This is a genomic window from Paraliobacillus quinghaiensis, assembly GCF_003426025.1.
Taxonomy (GTDB): Bacteria; Bacillota; Bacilli; order Bacillales; family Amphibacillaceae; genus Paraliobacillus_A; species Paraliobacillus_A quinghaiensis.
On sequence record NZ_QJSH01000028.1, the window covers coordinates 14279 to 35727 of the forward strand.

A 21449-nucleotide genomic window follows, 5' to 3' on the forward strand; every position below is an offset into this window, starting at 1 on the left:
AATAGACACTTTATTTGAATTGCGAATGGGGGCGTATTATATGAGTTATAATCAAATGCCTGAAGCGCAGGGTTTATATCACCCTGATTTTGAGCATGATGCATGTGGAATCGGTCTGTATGCCCACATTAAGGGAATACGTACACATGATATTGTCCAAAAAGGCCTAAAAATGTTATGTCAACTTGACCACCGTGGCGGGCAAGGAAGTGACCCTAATACAGGTGATGGTGCGGGGCTAATGGTACAAATACCAGATAAGTACTTTCGTAAGCTTTCTATGTTTCAGTTACCGAAAGAAGGGCGTTACGGTGTTGGTATGGCATTCTTTACTAAAAATGATCAAGAGAGAGAAAAAATTGAAACAAAAATTAACTATTTAATAAAACAAGAAGGACAGAATTTGTTGGGTTGGAGAAGTGTTCCGACAGATGTTAAAAGTATCGGGATAAAAGCACAAGAAACTGCTCCAGTAGTTAGGCAGGTGTTCATAGGTGCAGCTTCATCTATTAAAGATGACCTGGCATTTGAACGCAAATTATATGTTATTCGAAAGCAAGCAGAAAATTGGGCGAAGCAGAATGATCATCAATTTTATTTTGCTAGTCTTTCTAATAGAACAATTGTTTACAAAGGCTTACTGACGCCAAATCAAGTTGATCAATTTTATTTGGAATTACAAGATAGAGATTTTAATTCTGCATTTTCCTTAGTTCACTCACGTTTTAGTACGAATACATTCCCTAGCTGGGAACGTGCTCATCCAAACCGTTATCTTATTCATAATGGGGAAATTAATACAATGCGAGGAAATACGAATTGGATGCGTGCTCGTGAGCAACAATTTGTCTCTGAAGCATTTGGTGATGATTTAGAGAAATTATTACCAATTTTAAATGCAGAAGGAAGCGATTCATCTGTATTAGATAATGCATTAGAATTCTTTACCTTGGCTGGTCGTAAACCTGCTCATGCAGCAATGATGTTGATTCCAGAACCTTGGAATAAAAATCCACATATTTCACCAGATAAACGGGCTTTTTATGAGTATCACAGTTGCTTAATGGAACAGTGGGATGGACCGACATCCATTACCTTTACAAATGGTAAGCAAATTGGTGCAATTTTAGATCGTAATGGGTTACGGCCTGCTCGTTATTATGTAACGAAAGATGATTATATTGTCTACTCATCTGAAGTTGGTGTTATTGATGTGCCAGAAGAAAATATATTGTATAAAGATCGTCTAAGTCCTGGTAAAATGCTTCTAATTGATTTGGAAGAAGGACGTATTATTTCAGATGATGAAATAAAAAACGAAATTATATCGGAGCACCCTTATCAGGATTGGTTAGATGATAATCTTGTCTCATTAAGTGGAGATTTAGTAGAAGTGGATGACCAACCTATTGATCAACTACGCACACGACAAAAAGCTTTTGGTTATACAACAGAAGATATTAACAAGTATTTAATTCCTATGATAACAACAGGAAAAGATCCAATTGGCGCAATGGGAATTGATATGCCACTTGCAGTCCTTTCAAACCGTGCACAATCTTTATTTAATTATTTTAAACAATTATTTGCACAGGTTACGAATCCACCAATAGATGCGTATCGTGAACAAATTGTAACATCAACGATGACGTTATTAGGAGCAGAAGGTAATATCTTAAATCCTGTACCAGAAAATAGTCATCGAATTCAGTTAGAGACACCTGTTTTATCTAATAGCCAGTTGTCTCAATTTAAAAATAACTTTTATGAAGGATTCACTAGTAAAGTGATCGATACGTTATTTATTGATGATCTACAACTAGGATTAGAGACTATTTTTGACAAAGCAGATAAAGCAATTGAGGATGGAGCAAATATACTAATCTTGTCTGATCGTAAAATGGATGAAAATTACGTGCCAGTCCCAGCATTATTGGCTGTAAGTGCCCTGCATCAACATTTAGTACGACAAGGTAGTAGAACAAAAGCTAGTTTGATAATCGAAACTGGTGAAACGCGAGAGGTACACCATTTTGCTGCTTTGTTAGGTTATGGTGTAGATGCTATTACACCTTATTTAGCTTTTGAAACATACCGCGAGGAAATAGCTAATGATAACCTTGCAGTTTCATATCAAGATGCAGTAGCAGGATACATTAATAATGTAACTGAAGGTGTTATTAAAGTAATGTCTAAAATGGGTATTTCGACTGTTCAAAGTTATCGCGGTGCACAAATTTTTGAAGCTGTTGGGATTAGTAACAAAGTGATTGATCAACATTTTACTGGTACAGCATCTCAAATTGATGGTATTGGGATTGCAACAATTGCAAAAGAAGCTATCTTACGTCACCAGGAAGGTTATAAGAAATCTATTACTGATACGTTAGAACCTGGAAGTGATTTTCAATGGAGAAAAAGTGGAGAGCATCATGCGTATAATCCGACAACAATTCATAAGTTGCAGTGGGCTGCTAGACGAGGAGACTATAAATTATATAAAGAATTCTCTCAATCTGCAGATGAAGAACGGATCGGTTTTTTACGTAATTTGTTTACTTTTAAAACGGAAAAATCAATTTCAATTGATGAAGTTGAATCAGTTGATTCTATCGTAAAGCGTTTTAAAACTGGTGCAATGTCATTTGGGTCAATAAGTCAAGAAGCACACGAGTCACTGGCTATCGCTATGAATCGCTTAGGTGGTAAAAGTAATAGTGGTGAAGGTGGCGAAGATTCAAACCGCTATATTGTTGATCATAATGGTGATAATCGTCGCAGTGCTATTAAACAAATTGCTTCTGGACGCTTTGGTGCCAAAAGCCATTACATGGTTAATGCAGATGAATTACAAATTAAAATGGCACAAGGAGCAAAACCAGGAGAAGGTGGTCAATTACCTGGAGATAAAGTTTACCCTTGGATAGCAAAAGTGAGAGGGTCTACTCCAGGAGTTAACTTAATTTCTCCACCACCACATCATGATATATATTCAATTGAGGATCTGGCTCAGTTGATACATGATTTAAAAAATGGAAATCGTGATGCGCGTATTAGTGTGAAATTGGTATCGAGATCTGGCGTTGGTACTATTGCTTCTGGTGTTGCAAAAGGTAATGCAGATGTAATTTCTGTTGTTGGATATGATGGAGGTACTGGCGCGTCACCAAGAACAAGTATAAAGCACGCTGGTTTACCATGGGAGCTAGGCTTATCTGAAGCGCATCAATCATTAATGTTAAATGGATTACGCGAACAAGTTATTTTAGAAACAGACGGAAAACTATTAACAGGTAAAGATGTCGTTATGGCAGCGATATTAGGTGCTGAAGAATATGGTTTTGCAACTGCACCATTAGTTATATTGGGATGTGTTATGATGCGAGTTTGCCATTTGGATACATGTCCAGTTGGTGTTGCTACTCAAAATCCAGAATTACGCAAAAAATTTACTGGTGATCCAGATCATATTGTAAACTTTATGCGTTTTATTGCTCAAGAAGTTCGCGAAATAATGGCAAAGCTTGGTTTCAGAACAATAACTGAAATGATTGGACGTACAGATATATTAGAAATTAGTGAGCGTGCAAAATCACATTGGAAAGCAAAAGATCTTGACTTATCTAGGTTGACTTATCAGCCAAAAATTAAAAGTGCACGGGTTAATACGGCAAAACAAGACCATAAAATTGATCAATCATTAGATATGAGATTTATACTTCCAGCAGTTCGATCTGCAATTGAAACTGGAGAAAAAGTGGAAGCTTCCTTTCCTATTAGAAACATTAATCGAGTAGCAGGAACGATTGTTGGAAGTGAGATTTCTAAGAAGTATGGAGAAGAAGGGTTACCTGATGACACGATTACGGTTAATTTTACAGGTTCTGCTGGTCAGAGCTTCGGTGCTTTTATACCAAATGGTATGACGCTAAAACTTACAGGTGATTCGAATGACTACGTAGGAAAAGGTTTATCTGGCGGGAAGATTATTGTAAAAGCTCCTAAAGAATCTACCTTTGATATTAGTAATAATGTAATTGCAGGTAATGTCTGTTTTTATGGTGCTACAAGCGGAGAAGCTTATATAAACGGATATGCCGGAGAACGTTTTGCTGTACGTAATAGTGGTGCAAATATTGTAGTTGAAGGTATTGGAGACCATGGTTGTGAATATATGACTGGAGGTAGTGTCGTTGTTTTAGGAGAGGTTGGTAAAAACTTCGGTGCTGGTATGTCAGGTGGAATTGCTTATGTATTGGCTGATGATAAAGATAAATTTAAGGTTTTAAGTAACATAGAACTGATAGAATTTGAATCTTTAGAATCAGAAGAAGAGATTCTTAAACTTAGAACAATGATTCAAAACCACGAAATGTATACAAACAGCTCTCGTGCAAAAGATGTATTAGATAATTGGGAAACAAGTAAACAAAAGTTCATTAAAGTAATTCCAAAAGATTATAAATTAATGCTTCAAACAATTGAATCGTTTATTGAGTCTGGTGAAACAGAAGAGGAAGCAAAAATGAGTGCTTTCCAAGCGAAAAAAGAAAATCGCGCTGTCTTACCTGATGAACGTAAAAAAGTGTTAGTACAGTAGAAAGGAGATATGAATATGGGTAAGACAACAGGTTTTATTGAATATGAGCGGGAAGAAGCAGTTGATCGTGATCCGATAGAACGGGTAAAAGATTGGAAAGAATATTCTGCTCCTTTCACTGATGAAGTATTATCGAGGCAAGGTGCAAGATGTATGGATTGTAGTATACCGTTTTGTCACATTGGAATGGACATAGGCGGAGCTACATCTGGTTGTCCAGTTTATAATTTAATACCAGAGTGGAATGATTTGGTTTATAAAGGTAAATGGAAAGAAGCATTAGAACGCTTATTGAAAACAAATAACTTTCCTGAATTTACTGGTCGTGTTTGTCCAGCGCCGTGTGAAGGATCTTGTACAGTTGCTATTTCAGAACCAGCTGTATCTATCAAAAACATAGAGCAATCTATTATTGATAAAGGGTTTGAGAACGGGTGGATTACGCCACGTATTCCAGATAAACGTACAGGTAAAACAGTTGCAATTATTGGTTCAGGACCTTCTGGTATGGCTGCAGCTGATCAATTAAATCAAGTAGGTCATCAAGTTACAATATACGAACGTTCTGACCGAGCAGGTGGTTTATTGACTTATGGCATTCCAAATATGAAACTGGATAAAGACGTTGTAAATCGTCGTATTCAATTGTTAGAACAAGAGGGAATTAAGTTTGTCTTAAATACTGAAGTTGGAGAAGATATTACTGCGGATGAGTTAAAAGAACAGTATGATTCAGTTATTGTTTGTACAGGTGCACAAAAAGCTCGAGATTTAATTGTTGAGGGTCGAGAAGCTGTTGGTGCTCATTTAGCAATGGACTTCCTAACTGCAGCAACAAAAAATGTTCTTGATAACAAAGAAGTACCAGACACGCTAGATGCAGAAGGAAAAGATGTCATTGTTATTGGTGGTGGTGATACAGGTGCGGACTGTGTTGCAACAGCATTACGTCAAGGTGCTAACTCAATCTCACAATTTGCGATCAATCCAGCACTACCTTTAAAGCGTACATCTGATAACATGTGGCCAGAGTATCCACAAGTCTTTAGCTTAGAATATGCACATAAAGAAGCGAAAGAAAAATTTGGTGAGGATGTTCGTGAATATTCGATCCAAACAAAGAAATTTGTTACTGACGAAACTGGTAAACTAAAAGAATTGCATACAATTGAAATGGTGAAAACAAGAGATGAGAATGGTATGTTTGTTTATGAAGAGAATCCTGGTACAGAGAAAATCTGGCCGGCTGAACTGGTAGTTATTGCAATTGGGTTTGAAGGACCTGAACATCCGCTATTAGAACAGTTTGGAGTGAAAACGAATAGACAGAAAATCGATGCAGCTTATGGTGAGTTTGCAACAAATGTTGAAGGTGTATTTGCTGCTGGAGATGCTAGAAGAGGCCCAAGTTTAATTGTTTGGGCAATTAACGAAGGTCGCGAAGTAGCTTATGCAGTAGACCACTATCTAATGGGTGCAACAAGTCTACCTACAACACTAGCTGTGTAATTGAAAAGATCACTTGGCGATTAGTTGCTAATGGCCATAGTGATCTTTTTAATAATTCTTTTATTTTAATTTAGGATTTTTTCGTAAATGTTGTTGCTTTTAAATAATCGGACTTGATATAAAATGCGGATTATCTAGTAACGTAAAGTTACTAACTCGCTGTCACCAAATGGATGCACTTTCCGTGAGCAGGGTTTATTAATGGGACGAGGAATACTTCAATGAACTAACAGCGCACGCAGAAAATCGGTTTGTATTTTCAAGGAGTGTCAAGCCTTTGTTTCCTTCACTAGTTAGCGCAATTCTTTGTGAAAATCTATTAGGCATAAAAACGCATTGACATGTCTGTGCTTTTCTAAGTAATAAATTGTTATTTATTTTTACACTATATAGCTTATCAAATGAAATTGGCGACACTCCAGCAGGAACAGCGAATGTTTCGGATGGGGCGAGTAATCGCAGTCCCACGGGCCGAAAATCCATTTTTTGAAGTGCTCTTCTTCTAAAAATTAGTTGAGGCCGTGCCTGCGGAAAGGGAGTCAATTTCAATTGAGAAGCGAGTCAGAAAAATAAAGACTTAATGTGCACTTTATACGAATTATGTCATGAGCAACAATCTATTGGAAAAAGCTTTAATTTTAATGCTATGTTGAATCAAAGTAAATAAAAAAGCGAATATAAGATGGGGATAAAGGGAAAATCAATAGAAATCAGTCGTTTTTTGGGAACAGTTTCAATCTTTTTAATTTAAATAGGTTGTTTAATCTGACCAATTAGTAATAAAATAGGTATAATATCTATCTGTTCATAATATATCAAGCAAGGAGACAAAAAATATGACACAAGAAGCAATTTCTATAACAAAAGCAACAACAAAAAAAGAAAAACCCGCGTCTGATCAGCTAGTTTTTGGTCGTACGTTTACTGACCACATGTTTATATTAGATTATGAAGAAGAAAAAGGATGGTTTGATCCAAGGATTGTACCCTATCAACCAATTTCGTTAGATCCAGCAACTATGGTCTTGCATTATGGCCAGACAGTATTTGAAGGAATGAAAGCATACCTAACAGATCAAGGAGATGTGAATCTTTTCCGTCCAGAAAAAAATATGGAGCGTTTGAATCGATCAAATGAACGTATGTGTATTCCTTCGATTGATGAAGAGTTCGCACTAGAGGCTATTAAGCAACTTGTTAAAGTAGATAAAGATTGGATTCCAAGTGCACCAGGTACATCATTATATATTCGACCGTTTATTATTTCCACACAACCTTATCTAGGCGTTGCACCATCTAAAAGGTACAAATTTATGGTTATTTTGTCTCCAGTAGGCGCTTATTATAAAGAAGGTATTAATCCGATAAAAATCGCGGTTGAAAATGAGTTTGTTCGTGCTGTTAAAGGTGGTACTGGTGAAGCAAAGACAGCAGGAAACTACGCTTCTAGTTTAAAGGCACAAAAAACTGTTGCTGAAAAAGGTTATGCGCAAGTCCTTTGGCTGGATGGGTTAGAAAAAAAGTATGTAGAAGAAGTAGGTAGTATGAACGTATTCTTCAAAATTGATGGTGAAATTGTAACACCAGAGTTAAACGGAAGTATTTTGGAAGGTGTAACAAGAAACTCTGTTCTTCAATTGCTGAAATATTGGAACATACCAGTATCACAACGTAAAATATCAATTGAAGAAGTCTATCAAGCATACAAAGCAGGAAAACTGGAAGAAGCTTTTGGATCAGGTACAGCAGCAGTTATTTCACCGATTGGTCAATTAGCATGGAAAGATGAAACAGTGACAATAAATAATGGCAAAACAGGTGAAATTGCTAAACGATTATATGATACGCTGACTGGCATTCAATATGGAGTTAAAGAAGATCCTTTCAACTGGATTAGTAAGTTAGATTAATCAAAAAGCACCCAAATTGGGTGCTTTTTGTTTCCGAATTAGTTTAAATTATTCTAACAAAATAGTAAATAATAAAAGAACATAAAACAAATCTGATTTTTCTGACAAAACAGGTTGACATTTGTGAGATGCTGCAGCATAATATGATGTAATTACATAGTTATTAAAATGAAGAAGAGGACGAGTAAATAGTTGTCGTATGAGAGAGAATGGGATTCATTGGCTGAAAGATCCCTGCATAAATTGACACTATTGAACCTACCTTGGAGTTGTTAAGTTAAAGCTTAACCGCAACCTGGCGTTATAGGAGAGGTGGGCAAGTTTATATACTTGTCAATACAAGGTGGTACCGCGGAAAAAACTTTTTCCGTCCTTTACATTGATTATGTAACGGATGGAAAGAGTTTTTTTATTTATAAAGAGGTTAAGTAAATATTAATAAAGAAGGCGATTAGTAATGGCAAAGAAAAGAGTAGTTGTTAAAATAGGAAGTAGTTCATTAACAGAAAAAGATGGTAGTCTTAGTTTGACAAAGCTAAAAGAACATGCTGATGCTATTGCAGTATTAGTGAATGAAGGGATGGAAGTCATCCTTATCTCATCTGGGGCGGTGTCAGCAGGGTTTAGAGATTTAGGTTATTCAAGTAAACCAGTAACAGTGTCTGGTAAACAAGCAGCCGCAGCTGTTGGGCAAGGATTGCTTATTGAAGCATATAATGACGCATTTAATTCGTATGGTATTGTATGTGCCCAATTGTTATTAACCCGTGATGCATTCGTAAATCAGGAACAATTTAGTAATGTGTATCAAACAATCAATGAATTATTAAAACGCTCTGTTGTACCAATAATTAATGAAAATGATTCTGTTGCAATTGATGAACTAACTTTTGGTGATAATGACATGCTTTCTGCTCTAGTAAGTGGTTTAGTAAATGCGGATTATTTAATCATGCTAACAGATATTAATGGAATATATGATGCAAATCCAAATAAAGATTTAACTGCAAAGAAATATGATTACCTTGATTTCATATCAGATGATTTGATCAAGCAAACAAGCGAACTTTCAAGTTCGAAAGTAGGCACAGGAGGGATGAAATCAAAATTACTAGCAGCCCAAACTGCTTTATCGTTGGGTGTTAATTCTTTTGTAGGACTTGGTGCTGGAAAAGAGAAGTTCTTAGAAATTTTAACTGAAAAAGGCGACGGTACATATATTGGCAACCATCAGACGCATCACATTCGCAAACAAAAACAGTGGATAGCTTTTCATTCACAGGTTTGTGGTCAAATTGAGGTTGATTATGGTGCACAGAAAGCTATTATTTCAAAAGGTAAAAGCCTCTTACCTGCAGGTATTAAGGAAGTTAATAAGTCTTTTGAATGTGATGATGTAGTTGAAATAATTTATCAAGAAAATGTAATTGCAAAAGGTCAAGTAAACTACTCATCTACTGAACTTGAACAAGTTAAAGGAATGAGTAGTGAGGATGCTATGCGCGTTACAAATCGAAAGCGTCCTGAAGTTATTCATCGTAATAAACTAGTTTTAACATTACAGGGGGTATAAAAATGTACGATATAATAGAAGTTGCTAAACAAGCGAAAGAGACGACGATAACATTAGCCAATGCAACAACAGAAGAAAAAAATGACGCACTAGAATTGATAGCTTCTGAACTAATCAAGCAACAAGCGTTTATAGTCAAAGAAAATAAGCTGGATATTGAATCTGCAAAAGAAAAGAGAATGAATGATTCAATTATCGATCGATTGCGCTTAGACGAACAGCGGATTAATGATATGTCTACCGCACTTAAACAATTAGTCGAATTGGAAGATCCAATTGGAACAGTTGCAGATGATTGGGAAAGACCTAATGGCCTAAAGATAAAGCAAGTTGTCGTGCCAATTGGTGTTATTGGTATTATTTATGAAGCGAGACCAAATGTAACTGTAGATGCAGCTAGTCTATGTTTAAAAACAGGTAATGCTGTTTTATTGCGCGGCAGTTCCTCTGCAATCCATTCTAATAAAGCAATTGTAAAGGTTATTCAATCTGCATTAGAAAAATCCAGCTTACCAGTAAACGCAGTGCAATTAATAGAAGACACTAGCAGGGAAACCGCTGAAAAGATGTTTCGCTTAAATGACTATTTAGATGTATTGATACCTAGAGGCAGTAAAAACTTAATCGATACGGTTGTTAGTAAGTCTTCAGTTCCAGTTTTAGAGACTGGTGCAGGCAATTGTCACTTGTTTATTGATGAGACTGCTGACCCAGATATGAGTATTGAAATTGCGATTAATGCAAAAACACAACGGCCTTCTGTTTGTAATGCAATTGAAACGATTGTTGTGCATAGTAAGTGGTTAGAAGAATATGGTGACCAATTAATTAATGCACTTTATGATCATGATGTTGCAATGCGAGCGGATGATAAAGTTGTGGAAATGCGTAAGGAAATACCATTAGCAACAGAAGAGGATTGGCATACTGAATATTTAGATAAAATAGTAGCGATAAAAACAGTAAATAATGTGGAAGAAGCAATTACGCATATAAACCACTATGGTACTAAACACTCAGAAGCAATTTTATCAGAAAATAACGATCATATTGTTTCCTTTATGAATCAAGTAGATGCAGCTTGCGTCTATCACAATGCATCTACTCGGTTTACAGATGGTTTTGAATTTGGCTTTGGTGCAGAAATTGGAATTAGTACACAAAAGTTACATGCACGCGGTCCAATGGGCTTAAAGGCACTAACATCTACGAAATATAGATTATATGGTGATGGACAAATTAAATAATTTTGGGTGAAAGATTCATGTTTTTACGTTACAATAGTATATGGCTTGTATATTGAGAGCGCATATCAAGAATCAAGAACAAATAATTATTTATTTTTACAAGGAGAGAAAAGAATGACTAAATCACTAATATTCGGACACAAAAACCCAGATACAGATACGATTAATTCAGCAATTGCATACGCATATTTAAAGCAGCAAATTGGTGAAGATGTTGAAGCAGTAAGATTAGGTGCAGCAAACGATGAAACGAAGTATGCATTAGATTATTTTAAAGTAGATGCACCTAGAGAAGTTGCAACAGTTAGTAATGAGGTAGACACTGTTATTTTGGTTGATCACAATGAACGCCAACAAAGTGTAGATGATATTGATAAAGTACAAATTAAAGAAGTAATTGATCACCATAGAATTGCAAACTTTGAAACGAATGATCCATTGTATTATCGAGCAGAACCTGTAGGTTGTACTGCAACGATTTTAAACAAATTATTTAAAGAAAAAAATATTACAATTCCAAAAGAGATTGCTGGCTTAATGGTTTCTGCAATCATTTCTGATTCGCTGTTGTTTAAATCACCAACATGCACAGATGAAGATGTACAAGCAGCAAAGGAACTTGCAGAAATTGCAGGAATTGACCTGCATACATATGGTCTTGAAATGCTTAAAGCAGGTGCGGATCTAAGTAAAAAAACTACAGAAGAACTAATCTCACTTGATGCTAAAGAATTTCAAATGAGCACTTACAAGGTTGAGGTTGCACAAGTTAACACAGTGGACACAGCTGATGTATTAGTTAACCAAGCTGAAATTGAACAAGTAATCAATAAAACAATAAACGAAAAAGGATTAGATTTATTTGTTTTTGTCGTTACTGACATACTTAACAATGATTCTGTTATTGTGTCACTTGGTAAGATGGCAAATAGCGTAGAGAAAGCTTTTGATGTATCATTGGAAAATAATCAAGCCTTACTAAAAGGTGTAGTTTCTCGTAAAAAACAGATCGTTCCAAATATAACAGAAGCACTTAGCTAAGACTTATTACAAACTTTTAAAAGATAGAAAAGGCAGCTATAGTATAGGAATAGTTGCCTTTTCTTATTAAAGAGGGTGTTCAAAAAGTCCGGTAAAAATGACACATCGAATTTCTTTGTTGGCTTGTTTTTCCGTTGCTCATGTATTAAAAGCATACATTGCGCTACTCAAAACTTCGCCGCCTCGAACTTCTTGATCTTTTTTATCCTCCTTTTTGAACAAGCACTTAAAAGCAATTAAAGTATAATCTCGCTTAGTTTTCTAATTACTCTGAATATGGTAATATAAATCTAATTATTTTTTTCAGGAAGGATCCTAGAATTATGAGTACAAAAGTAAACACAATTCAAATCAAAGATATAATCATTGCACAACAAATGTTAAAAGATGTGGTGCGGAAAACGCCTTTACAAAAGGACGCAATCCTTTCCGAAAAGTATCAGTGTAATGTTTATCTAAAACGTGAAGATTTGCAAGAAGTACGTTCGTTTAAAATTAGAGGCGCTTATAATTTGATGCAAGGCTTAACAAAAGAAGAGTTAAAAAATGGAGTGGTTTGTGCTAGTGCGGGAAATCATGCCCAAGGTGTAGCATATTCTTGTAAAGCATTAGGGGTAAAGGGAAAAATATTCATGCCAACAACAACACCAAGACAAAAGGTGAATCGAGTAGCTTTTTTTGGTAATTCATATGTTGATGTGGTATTAGTTGGCGATACTTTTGATGATGCCTATCAAGAAGCAAAAACATATTGTGATGAATATGATATGTCCTTTATTCATCCATTTGATGACTACCGAACAATTGTCGGGCAAGGTACTATTGGATTAGAAGTACTTGATGCTATGGAAGAGCCAATTTCACATATGTTTATGTCTGTTGGTGGTGGAGGTTTAATTTCTGGGGTAGGATCATACATTAAGAACATCAGTCCACACACACAAATTATTGGTGTAGAACCTTCAGGTGCGCCATCAATGCAGCAATCATTGCAACAAAAAAAGGTTGTAAAATTAGATCATGTCGACAAATTTGTGGACGGAGCTAGTGTGCAGCAAGTAGGTAACATAACCTTTGAAATAGCTAAAGAAGTAATTGATGATATTGCAGTAGTCCCTGAGGGTAAAGTATGTACAACATTATTAAACTTATATAATGATAATGCTATTGTTGCAGAGCCAGCCGGAGCGATGCCTGTTGCTGCTTTAGACTACTATAAAGATGAAATTAAAGGGAAGAATGTTGTCTGTATTGTAAGTGGTGGTAATAATGATGTTGACCGGATGCAAGACATCAAGGAAAGATCAATGATCTATGAAGGATATAAACACTACTTCATTGTCAACTTCCCACAGCGTGCAGGTGCACTTAGAGAATTTTTAGATGAAGTCCTTGGTGAAACGGATGATATTACACGTTTTGAGTATACAAAAAAGAACAATCGAGATAAAGGACCGGTATTAGTAGGCGTGGAATTAAAAGAGAAGAAAGATTATCAATCATTAATCGAAAGAATGGAAGAAAACGGATTTTCCTATATTGAAATAAATAAAGATCAGGACTTATTTCATTTGTTGATTTGATTGTTTTTCCTAAGCAAGTAATGAATCTAATTAATTTCTATCTCCATAGAAATTAATTAGATTTTTTTATCGGTTTTCTATTCAAATTAAACACAAAGTTGGCGAATTAATGCACCTGTTGGTATAATATAAATCATAGTAAATAGATCAGAATTTATTAATTGAAAGGATTTTGATTCATATGCGTGTTGTAAATAATATAACAGAATTAATCGGAGATACTCCAATTGTAAAATTAAATCGACTTGTTCCAGAAGATGCGGCAGATGTATATGTAAAACTAGAGATGTTTAACCCTTCTAAAAGTGTTAAAGATCGAGCAGCTTATAACATGATTAAAGTCGCAGAAGAAGAAGGTCTAATTCAACCTGGTGCCACAATTATTGAGCCGACAAGTGGTAATACAGGAATTGGTCTAGCAATGACTGCTGCTGCCAAGGGTTATAAAGCAATCCTTGTTATGCCTGACAATATGACAAAGGAACGAATTAACATTCTAAAGGCTTATGGTGCAGAAGTAGTATTAACACCAAGTGATCAGAAAATGCCAGGAGCAATAAAAAAAGCAAAAGCGTTACATGAAGAAATTAAAAATAGTTTTATGCCACAACAGTTTGAAAATCTGGCAAATCCAAATGTGCACCGCGTAACAACGGCAAAAGAGATCTATGAACAAATGGATGGAAAGTTGGATGCATTCGTTGCAACCGCAGGAACAGGTGGAACGATCACAGGCACCGGAGAGGCCTTGAAAGAGTGGTTACCAGATTTATTTATAACTGTAGTGGAGCCTAAAGGTTCACCAGTATTATCTGGAGGTAAACCAGGAAAGCATAAACTAGTTGGTACGAGCCCTGGTTTTATTCCTGATATACTAAACACATCAATTTATAATGAAATTATGCCTATAGCTGATGAAGATGCTATCTCCATGTTTAAACAAATGGGTACTAAAGAAGGTATTTTTATAGGTCCATCAGGTGGTGCTGCAGTGTATGCAGCTATTGATGTAGCTAAACGACTTGGAAAAGGTAAAAAGGTTGTATGCATTGCACCTGATACGGGTGAGCGGTACTTAAGTATGAATTTATTTGATGAATAATTATTGAATAAGTGAATTGTTTGATCTGGCCTGCGGTAAACATGCAATAGATCAAGCATTGGATATGATATAATAAAGAAGTTTTTCAAAAAGGGGAAAAGAAAAAATGGTTAAAGTTAAGATGCTTGTTCAAACGCGATATAACGGTGAATTATTACGTGCAGATAAAGTATATGAAGTACCTGAAGATACCGCCAAAAGATGGCATCAAAGTCGATTGGCAATTATTGTTGAAGAGCAGGAATAAGAATAGGAAGTAAGTTGGATCAAATTTTTGTGCAATTCGATTAAAATTTGTAGTTATTCAATCAAAAATTCACTTTATTCAATCAAAAAACATGTTTATTCGATCAAACATACATTTTCAACCAATAAAAAACGCGATCTAGTCAAAGATCGCGTTTTTAACTCTATTAGTCGATAAATTGTGTATCAATTAGATCTGAGAAATCTGGTTGTTCTTTAAGGAACTTAAGGTCATATGAAGAATCACCAAATGCTTGCACTTCATTAGCATTGACTTCGTAAGTGAATCCGATATTTCCCCAAGCACCATCGATAACTTCTTTACTTAATGCTTGACCTGTTTCTTCTTCAATATCTGTAATAGTGATTTCTTTTGCTTCTTCTGGATTTTCATTGATAAATGTGATCGCTTGTTTATGAGCATCAACAATCTGTTGAATCATTTCAGAATCTTGTTCGACCATATCACCAGAAGTAACAAGGACAGATGCTGGTAGTGTTTGACCAAATGAAACTTCATCTGCTCCAATAATAACATGTGCTCCTGCTTCTTGGTGTAGGACTGATGCCCATGGTTCGGGTGCTACAGCAACATCAATTTCACCTGACTCAAATAATGCTTCGTATTGAGCTGGTTTACCAGTTGCTTGTGACATTGACCCACCAGTTCTATTTGAAGTAATCCCTGCTTCTTTCATATACGTTTCAAATTGGACATCATGTGTGCAACCAACACGTGGTGTAATGAATGTTTTTCCTGCAATATCCTCAACTGTTTCAATACCACTACCGTCTCTTGCTAAAACAACAGTACCACCAGTTGATCCTCCCGCAATAATTTTTACGTCTGTTCCAGTAGTATAGTGGTTCATTGCTGGTCCTGGTCCAACTAATCCAGCTTCAATTTCACCTGTTTTTAGTGCGGTCATAAATGATGATCCGTCTGGAAATGTTTTATATTCAATTGTGATATTGTCTCCAAGTTGCTCTTGATAATATCCTTCTGCCTTAGCAACCATTGCTGGAACGTGATTAATATTTGGAAAATAACCTAGTGTAATTGTTCTTTCTCCATCTGTTGAAGAGGCTGAAGAACTGCCGCAAGCAGCTAAGACCCCTAGTAACCCAACAAGTAAAATACTAATAAATACATTTTTCTTCATTGCTTTTTCCCCCTTATTTTTTAAAGTCCCCAACGCTTTGCAACATTTTTTTCAATACGTTGGAAGATTAATTGATCTACAATTGCCCCAATAACACCAATAATAATCATTACACAAATAACTAAGCTCATATCACCAAAGTCTGATGCGTATCGGAGCGTGTAACCAAGACCAGGGCCAGTACTTAATAGTTCCCCAGCCATTAGTGCGCGCCATGCAAATGCCCATGCAAGTCTTGATCCAGTTACAACGTGAGGGATTGATGCGGGAAAAATCACTCGTCTGAATAAATCAATCCCACCTGCCCCCATTGTTCGTGCTGCTTTTATATATAATGGGGGAACATTCTTAATCCCAGTTCGTATATTTAAGGCCATCACAAATGTCCCACCTAAAATAACAATAAAAATAACTGCTTTTTCATTTAAACCAAACCACATAATTGCTAAAGGTAACCAAACAATACTTGGTACACTTTGTAAAGCTAATAAAATGGAACCGATTGTATCATCAGCGGTTTTTGACTTCGCAATTAATATTCCAATACTAGTACCTAGTAAAAGAGAAATACTTAAACCAATTGCTAAACGTCTAAAACTTGCAATTAAGCCATAAATTAAAGTTTTATCTTCTATTCCTGAAACGAAAGATTGCCATACGCTTAGGGGAGAAGGGAAAATTATTTCTGACCACCATTCAAGTGCTGAACCTAGGCTCCAAAAACCAATTAATATAACAAAAAACAAAATTCTTTTAAAAATAGGCTTCATTATAACTCCCCACTTACGACTTTATCAATTTCTTTTTTAAGGTATTGCATAACATGTTCCTCAATTTCAATCATTTCCTGCTTGTGATCTTCTCTTGGTCTAGGAATATCTACCTTGATGTCTGTTAAAATAACACCAGGTTGTGTTCCCATTACAATAATGCGATCTGACAGTTTAATAGATTCAGTAATACTATGTGTAACAAATAAGATTGTTTTTTTAGTATCACGCCAGATCGATTCTAATTGTGTGTGTAAGCGTGAGCGGGTTTGTTCATCTAATGCTCCAAATGGTTCATCCATTAATAGTAGGGTAGGATCCATTGCTAATGCTCTCGCTATTGCTACTCGTTGTTGCATTCCACCAGAAAGCTCATGTGGGTAATGATCGAGGTAATTCGTTAATTGAACCATTTTTAAATACTTTTTAGCGTGAGTAATTGCTTCACTCTTTGACATCTCTTTTTTTAATGGAAAAATTACATTCTCTTTAACTGTTAACCAAGGGAATAGAGCAGGCTCTTGAAAAACCACACCACGATCTTTTCCAGGTTTTGATATTGAATGCCCGTCAACATTAATCTGTCCACTAGTTGCAGAGGTTAATCCAGCAACTATTGAGAGTAAAGTTGATTTACCACATCCTGAAGGGCCAAGAATAGAGATAAATTCTCCTTGCTCAACATTCAAGTTTATATCTTGTAAGACTGTATTTGTTATATCATTTTGATCGATAAATTGTTTATTTAAATCATTTATTGTTAAAAACATTATATTCACACCTTATACATTATTCATATTGATTTAATCGGGATTAAAATAACTTTAATCGATCAACTGTTTATTGTCAACAGTTGATCGCCTAAAAATAATATTTAATCAATTATTTACTTAAAATATCTTGAAGGAAAGTCTGAAATTTAGTTCGGTCTGCATTGGTAAATGCCTTAGGGCCTTTTGTTCTTAGACCGCTTTTACGAGCTTGAGCGCTTTGGTAACGCGTTTCCAATAAAAGATCAATATTTTCTGTTGTATACCTAAAACCCTTATGATGAATAACGGTACAATTTTTTTCTAATGCTAAAGAAGCTAAGCCATAATCTTGGGTAATAACAAGATCTTTACTTGTTGTCATTGATAAAATGCGGTAATCTGCCGCTTCTTTATCAGCGTCTACATAGATAGTTGTTACACCATCTGGATCATCTTGCAGGCTATAATGTGCATAGCTTTTAACAAGAAATATTGGGATGTTACGCAATGTCCCTTCTGAAATAATAATATCTTTCACAGGACATGCGTCTGCGTCGACATAAATTTTCATAAAATCACCTTTTTCGTAATTGTTCGCTCAATTCTATTTTACCAGAGAAGGGGATCGGTTATAATATAATAGAAGAATTTATTTAAGGAAGAAGGCAAAGAATGGGATTATTAAAGGCAGGGCAAGTTATAGAATTAAAAGTAGCTCGAAAAATTGAAACAGGTTATGTATTAACGGATGGCACAGAAGAAGTGTTACTACATACAAATGAAGCAAAAGAAGGAGTAGAAGCAGAAGATAAATTAGAAGTATTTTTGTATCACGATAAGAAAGGTGTTTTAATTGCAACGACAGCTATTCCGTCTGTTCGTGAAGATGTGTTTGATTGGGCAGAGGTAACAGAGGTGGTTAGAAACTTAGGGGTATTTGTTGATATCGGTACAACAAAACATACATTAGTCTCAAAAGATGATCTTCCTCTATATCAGTCAGTTTGGCCAGAAGTTGGCGATCAACTTTATGTTGTATTAACGACAGATAAAAAGGGAAGGTTGTTAGCCAATCCTGTTACTGAAGCAGATTTTGGCGACAATTGGGACAAGGCACCAGAAGAATTGCTAAGCAAACCTATTAATGGAAGAGTATTTAGAACGGATCGAGAAGGTGCTGTTATTATTACTGAAGAAGGCTATCGAGGATTTATTCATCATAGTGAACGTAAGGAAGAGCCGAGACTTGGTGAATGGGTTGAAGGGCGTGTTATTAAGGTGAAGGAGGACGGCACCCTTAACATTTCATTACTTCCTAAAAAGAAAGAAGCACGCATTTCAGATGCCCAGATGATACTAGAGTTTATAGAAAACAAAGGTGGCTTTATTCCTTATAGTGATAAGAGTGATCCAGAGGATATTAAATCTACTTTCTATATTAGTAAAGCGGCTTTTAAAAGAGCACTAGGAAAATTAATGAAGGAAAAGAAAGTAGTACAGAAGGATGGAAAGACGTATCTATATGACAAAATAGATTAAGAAAATGCCCAAGCTCATGATTTGTGAACTTGGGCATTTTTCTTAACCAGCGTGTGTTTTCTTCATGAAATACAATGTTTGCTCTAATCGCGTTCTTTCTTCTTGATTTAATGGTATTAGAGGTAAGCGAACTGAACCAACATCTACACCTAGTATGCCAAGCGCTTCTTTTACAGCTGTTGGGTTTGGTGCCATAAATAAAGTTTTCATAATAGGCATAATATTTTGATGCAATTCTGCAGCTTTTCTTGGCTCTCCATTAATATGGTGTTGAATCATTGCTTGCATTTCATTACCAATTATATGAGATGAAACAGAGACAATGCCATAACCACCAATAGCTAAAATAGGTAATGTTAGACCATCATCTCCACTATACAAATGAAAATTATCATCTGTTTCGCGAATAATTGTAGTCATAGCTTCTAAATCTGCACTTGCTTCTTTAATCGATGTAATATTGTCTACTTGAGACAATCGAATAATTGTCTCAGTTGTTAATCCTACAACACTACGACCTGGTATGTTATATAGCATAACCGGAAGTGTGGTAGCATTAGCAATTGCGCTAAAGTGTTGGTACATACCTTCTTGTGAAGGTTTATTGTAGTATGGGGTTACAAGCATAACACCGTCAACACCAATTGTTTCAGCTTGTTTCGTTAATGCAATTGACTCATGTGTGTTGTTTGATCCTGTACCTGCAATTACTGGCACTCTATTGTTTACATACTTTACAACGAACTGCATAAACGCAAGTTTTTCTTCTTTTGTTAATGTAGGTGACTCTCCAGTTGTACCAGTTATGACTAGACCATCGGTACCATTTGTAATCAGATGATAAATTAATCTTTCTGTTTTAACATAATCGATGTTTCCGTTATGATCAAACGGGGTTACTACTGCTGTTAATAAACGACCAAATTGCATGGTCTCCACCTCTATTCACTAAATTTTAGTACGAATAACCCTTTTGTTTACAAGGATGAATAGAGGGTATCTCATCATAATGCATAATTTTTATAGCCAACCACACAATAGCTTTAAGGCCTAAAAACAACAAAAAACAGCAACGAAGGGCTCGTTGCTGCATCATGAATAAGTTCATTATGATGCGTGAGATAGCCCTCCATATAGCAAACAATTAGCTATATGACAGCACTGGATTTATTAAATACAGCACCAGTGAAACAAGATAATGAGTTCTTGGTTCACTTCGGCAAATCTCCCTTTCCATTACAATCACTAGCACTCATTAGCTTCATGTAACGTACTTATGATCTTTGCACCTCTATGCTCACTTCAATAGTTATTGAAGTAAAGTTATTATCTTGAGTCCACTATATCAAATCAATAATGCTGTTGCAATGGAAGATAAAAATATTTTTAAATTTAATTGTATGCTAATGAAATGTTTGAACATTTTCTTGAAAGGTAAAGAAATATGTACAAGGGAATAAGTTAAGTTATTGACAATTTATATGTTTATGAATACAATAAAGATTAACTATTAGAATAATCTGACTTTTCAGTTATTAGATCAATAAGTTAAGTTATTCATTGAGTTAAGAGTTAAGTTCTTTATTATAATAAGGTGGTGAAAATGCATGGAAATAAATCAAACAAACGAAGTGCAAGTTGGAGATTGGGTTCGCGCAAAATCAAGTAAGGGTGAGCTAATTCATGGGTTTGTTGAAAAAAATGCATTAGATCACAATGTTATTCAATTAAAAGTAGTAACGAGTGATAACAAGATGCTGATGGGGCATAGTATTCAAATTAATCAGATGAAAATAAATAAATTAGATGCTCCAGGACCCAAAACTGAAAAACAATTACGTCAGTTGATTGACATTGCATTAGAGACAAAAGATGAAGCATGGTTCTTTGAATTAACAAAAGAATTAAATTCAGTTAAAAACACAAAAAAACAAGCATATGTTCAACCATATAACTCAAAATCAAACCCAACACAACAAGATTACCGTTCAAGTTAACAAATATATTAGACGCCTTTTCTATAGATAAGGTGTCTTTTTTATCTTGTAGGAAAGTTTTACGTTGATGTACCAGGGGTTAAGAGCTTTTATAAGATTTGAAGATGAATGATAAAAGACTCTGTTCGTAAACATTGTTGCTTGTAAATATTGGACTTGATTTAAAAATTGCAATAAATAGTAACCGTAAGTTACTATTACTAACCTGCTCCGGAAGCAAAGGCTTTCCCTTTCCACGGGCACGGCCTTAGCTAACTTAGTAAAGCACAAGTCGCTTTACTAAGTGGATCGTGCGCCCGGCATGAGTTATAACTAGGTGGTGAAAGTCCACCACAGACTTGGCAGTAGGAACTGTTAGTGAAAGGCAAGGGTGTCTATCGTGAGATAGAATCTGAAGGAAGCCGGACACAAAATCCC

At 35.5% G+C, this 21449-nt stretch carries 16 protein-coding genes, 1 riboswitch and 1 other annotated feature; of the genes, 11 read left to right on the forward strand and 5 right to left on the reverse strand.

The features are described from left to right. The first annotated feature begins 40 nt into the window (after positions 1-40). From gltB to D2K40_RS16455, 9 genes are all read left to right on the forward strand, one after another. On the forward strand, positions 41-4600 hold the full coding sequence (gltB, locus tag D2K40_RS13990; RefSeq protein WP_117156959.1) for a glutamate synthase large subunit: 4560 nt from the start codon (positions 41-43) through the stop codon (positions 4598-4600). Positions 4601-4615: 15 nt separating this feature from the next. After that, on the forward strand, positions 4616-6109 hold the full coding sequence (locus tag D2K40_RS13995; protein ID WP_117156960.1) for a glutamate synthase subunit beta: 1494 nt from the start codon (positions 4616-4618) through the stop codon (positions 6107-6109). Between the two features lie 836 nt (positions 6110-6945). Further along, complete coding sequence (locus D2K40_RS14000; RefSeq protein ID WP_117156961.1) at positions 6946-8019, forward strand: branched-chain amino acid aminotransferase; 1074 nt, start codon at positions 6946-6948, stop codon at positions 8017-8019. Positions 8020-8181: 162 nt separating this feature from the next. Continuing rightward, positions 8182-8397 (forward strand) — a binding site (T-box leader). A 79-nt stretch (positions 8398-8476) separates the two neighbouring features. After that, on the forward strand, positions 8477-9592 hold the full coding sequence (gene proB, locus D2K40_RS14005; RefSeq protein WP_117156962.1) for a glutamate 5-kinase: 1116 nt from the start codon (positions 8477-8479) through the stop codon (positions 9590-9592). A gap of 2 nt (positions 9593-9594) precedes the next feature. Next, positions 9595-10839, forward strand: coding sequence for a glutamate-5-semialdehyde dehydrogenase (locus D2K40_RS14010; RefSeq protein ID WP_117156963.1), 1245 nt, complete (start codon positions 9595-9597; stop codon positions 10837-10839). Positions 10840-10953: 114 nt separating this feature from the next. Next, a complete protein-coding gene (locus D2K40_RS14015) occupies positions 10954-11880 on the forward strand; it encodes a manganese-dependent inorganic pyrophosphatase (protein ID WP_117156964.1) in 927 nt (308 codons plus the stop codon). A 323-nt stretch (positions 11881-12203) separates the two neighbouring features. Continuing rightward, positions 12204-13463: a threonine ammonia-lyase IlvA gene (gene ilvA / locus D2K40_RS14020; protein ID WP_117156965.1), complete on the forward strand. Its 1260-nt coding sequence runs from the start codon at positions 12204-12206 to the stop codon at positions 13461-13463. Positions 13464-13644: 181 nt separating this feature from the next. Continuing rightward, complete coding sequence (gene cysK, locus D2K40_RS14025) at positions 13645-14565, forward strand: cysteine synthase A (protein WP_117156966.1); 921 nt, start codon at positions 13645-13647, stop codon at positions 14563-14565. 106 nt (positions 14566-14671) lie between these two features. Beyond that, on the forward strand, positions 14672-14812 hold the full coding sequence (locus D2K40_RS16455; protein WP_162879228.1) for a hypothetical protein: 141 nt from the start codon (positions 14672-14674) through the stop codon (positions 14810-14812). A gap of 166 nt (positions 14813-14978) precedes the next feature. Here D2K40_RS16455 and D2K40_RS14030 read toward each other — a convergent pair whose 3' ends face one another. The 4 genes from D2K40_RS14030 to D2K40_RS14045 all read right to left on the reverse strand — a co-directional run bounded on the left by D2K40_RS14030 (position 14979) and on the right by D2K40_RS14045 (position 18067). Next, the gene (locus tag D2K40_RS14030) at positions 14979-15974 is read right to left on the reverse strand and encodes an aliphatic sulfonate ABC transporter substrate-binding protein (RefSeq protein ID WP_117156967.1); all 996 of its coding nucleotides are present in this window, start codon (positions 15972-15974) and stop codon (positions 14979-14981) included. 20 nt (positions 15975-15994) lie between these two features. Then, positions 15995-16744 carry an ABC transporter permease gene (locus tag D2K40_RS14035; RefSeq protein ID WP_117156968.1) on the reverse strand — a complete coding sequence of 250 codons (750 nt, stop codon included), beginning with the start codon at positions 16742-16744 and terminating at the stop codon, positions 15995-15997. After that, a complete protein-coding gene (locus tag D2K40_RS14040) occupies positions 16744-17514 on the reverse strand; it encodes an ABC transporter ATP-binding protein (protein ID WP_117156969.1) in 771 nt (256 codons plus the stop codon). The genes D2K40_RS14035 and D2K40_RS14040 overlap by 1 nt, the downstream gene beginning before the upstream one ends. Positions 17515-17626: 112 nt before the next feature. Beyond that, the gene (locus D2K40_RS14045; protein WP_117156970.1) at positions 17627-18067 is read right to left on the reverse strand and encodes a YaiI/YqxD family protein; all 441 of its coding nucleotides are present in this window, start codon (positions 18065-18067) and stop codon (positions 17627-17629) included. Between the two features lie 101 nt (positions 18068-18168). Between D2K40_RS14045 and D2K40_RS14050 the strand changes: the two genes are divergently transcribed. Then, complete coding sequence (locus D2K40_RS14050; protein WP_117156971.1) at positions 18169-19035, forward strand: CvfB family protein; 867 nt, start codon at positions 18169-18171, stop codon at positions 19033-19035. Between the two features lie 42 nt (positions 19036-19077). Here D2K40_RS14050 and dapA read toward each other — a convergent pair whose 3' ends face one another. Further along, the gene (gene dapA, locus D2K40_RS14055) at positions 19078-19965 is read right to left on the reverse strand and encodes a 4-hydroxy-tetrahydrodipicolinate synthase (RefSeq protein WP_117156972.1); all 888 of its coding nucleotides are present in this window, start codon (positions 19963-19965) and stop codon (positions 19078-19080) included. Positions 19966-20149: 184 nt separating this feature from the next. Then, positions 20150-20337: riboswitch (Lysine riboswitch) on the reverse strand. A gap of 305 nt (positions 20338-20642) precedes the next feature. On the opposite strand from dapA, the gene D2K40_RS14060 reads away from it, so the two are divergent. Continuing rightward, the gene (locus tag D2K40_RS14060) at positions 20643-21032 is read left to right on the forward strand and encodes an IDEAL domain-containing protein (protein ID WP_117156973.1); all 390 of its coding nucleotides are present in this window, start codon (positions 20643-20645) and stop codon (positions 21030-21032) included. The last annotated feature ends 417 nt before the right edge of the window (positions 21033-21449 follow it).

Coding starts and splice junctions, on each gene's coding strand:
- gltB (WP_117156959.1), top strand. CDS start 41: ATGAGTTATAATCAAATGCCTGAAGCGCAGGGTTTATATCACCCTGAT.
- D2K40_RS13995 (WP_117156960.1), top strand. CDS start 4,616: ATGGGTAAGACAACAGGTTTTATTGAATATGAGCGGGAAGAAGCAGTT.
- D2K40_RS14000 (WP_117156961.1), top strand. CDS start 6,946: ATGACACAAGAAGCAATTTCTATAACAAAAGCAACAACAAAAAAAGAA.
- proB (WP_117156962.1), top strand. CDS start 8,477: ATGGCAAAGAAAAGAGTAGTTGTTAAAATAGGAAGTAGTTCATTAACA.
- D2K40_RS14010 (WP_117156963.1), top strand. CDS start 9,595: ATGTACGATATAATAGAAGTTGCTAAACAAGCGAAAGAGACGACGATA.
- D2K40_RS14015 (WP_117156964.1), top strand. CDS start 10,954: ATGACTAAATCACTAATATTCGGACACAAAAACCCAGATACAGATACG.
- ilvA (WP_117156965.1), top strand. CDS start 12,204: ATGAGTACAAAAGTAAACACAATTCAAATCAAAGATATAATCATTGCA.
- cysK (WP_117156966.1), top strand. CDS start 13,645: ATGCGTGTTGTAAATAATATAACAGAATTAATCGGAGATACTCCAATT.
- D2K40_RS16455 (WP_162879228.1), top strand. CDS start 14,672: ATGGTTAAAGTTAAGATGCTTGTTCAAACGCGATATAACGGTGAATTA.
- D2K40_RS14030 (WP_117156967.1), bottom strand. CDS start 15,974: ATGAAGAAAAATGTATTTATTAGTATTTTACTTGTTGGGTTACTAGGG.
- D2K40_RS14035 (WP_117156968.1), bottom strand. CDS start 16,744: ATGAAGCCTATTTTTAAAAGAATTTTGTTTTTTGTTATATTAATTGGT.
- D2K40_RS14040 (WP_117156969.1), bottom strand. CDS start 17,514: ATGTTTTTAACAATAAATGATTTAAATAAACAATTTATCGATCAAAAT.
- D2K40_RS14045 (WP_117156970.1), bottom strand. CDS start 18,067: ATGAAAATTTATGTCGACGCAGACGCATGTCCTGTGAAAGATATTATT.
- D2K40_RS14050 (WP_117156971.1), top strand. CDS start 18,169: ATGGGATTATTAAAGGCAGGGCAAGTTATAGAATTAAAAGTAGCTCGA.
- dapA (WP_117156972.1), bottom strand. CDS start 19,965: ATGCAATTTGGTCGTTTATTAACAGCAGTAGTAACCCCGTTTGATCAT.
- D2K40_RS14060 (WP_117156973.1), top strand. CDS start 20,643: ATGGAAATAAATCAAACAAACGAAGTGCAAGTTGGAGATTGGGTTCGC.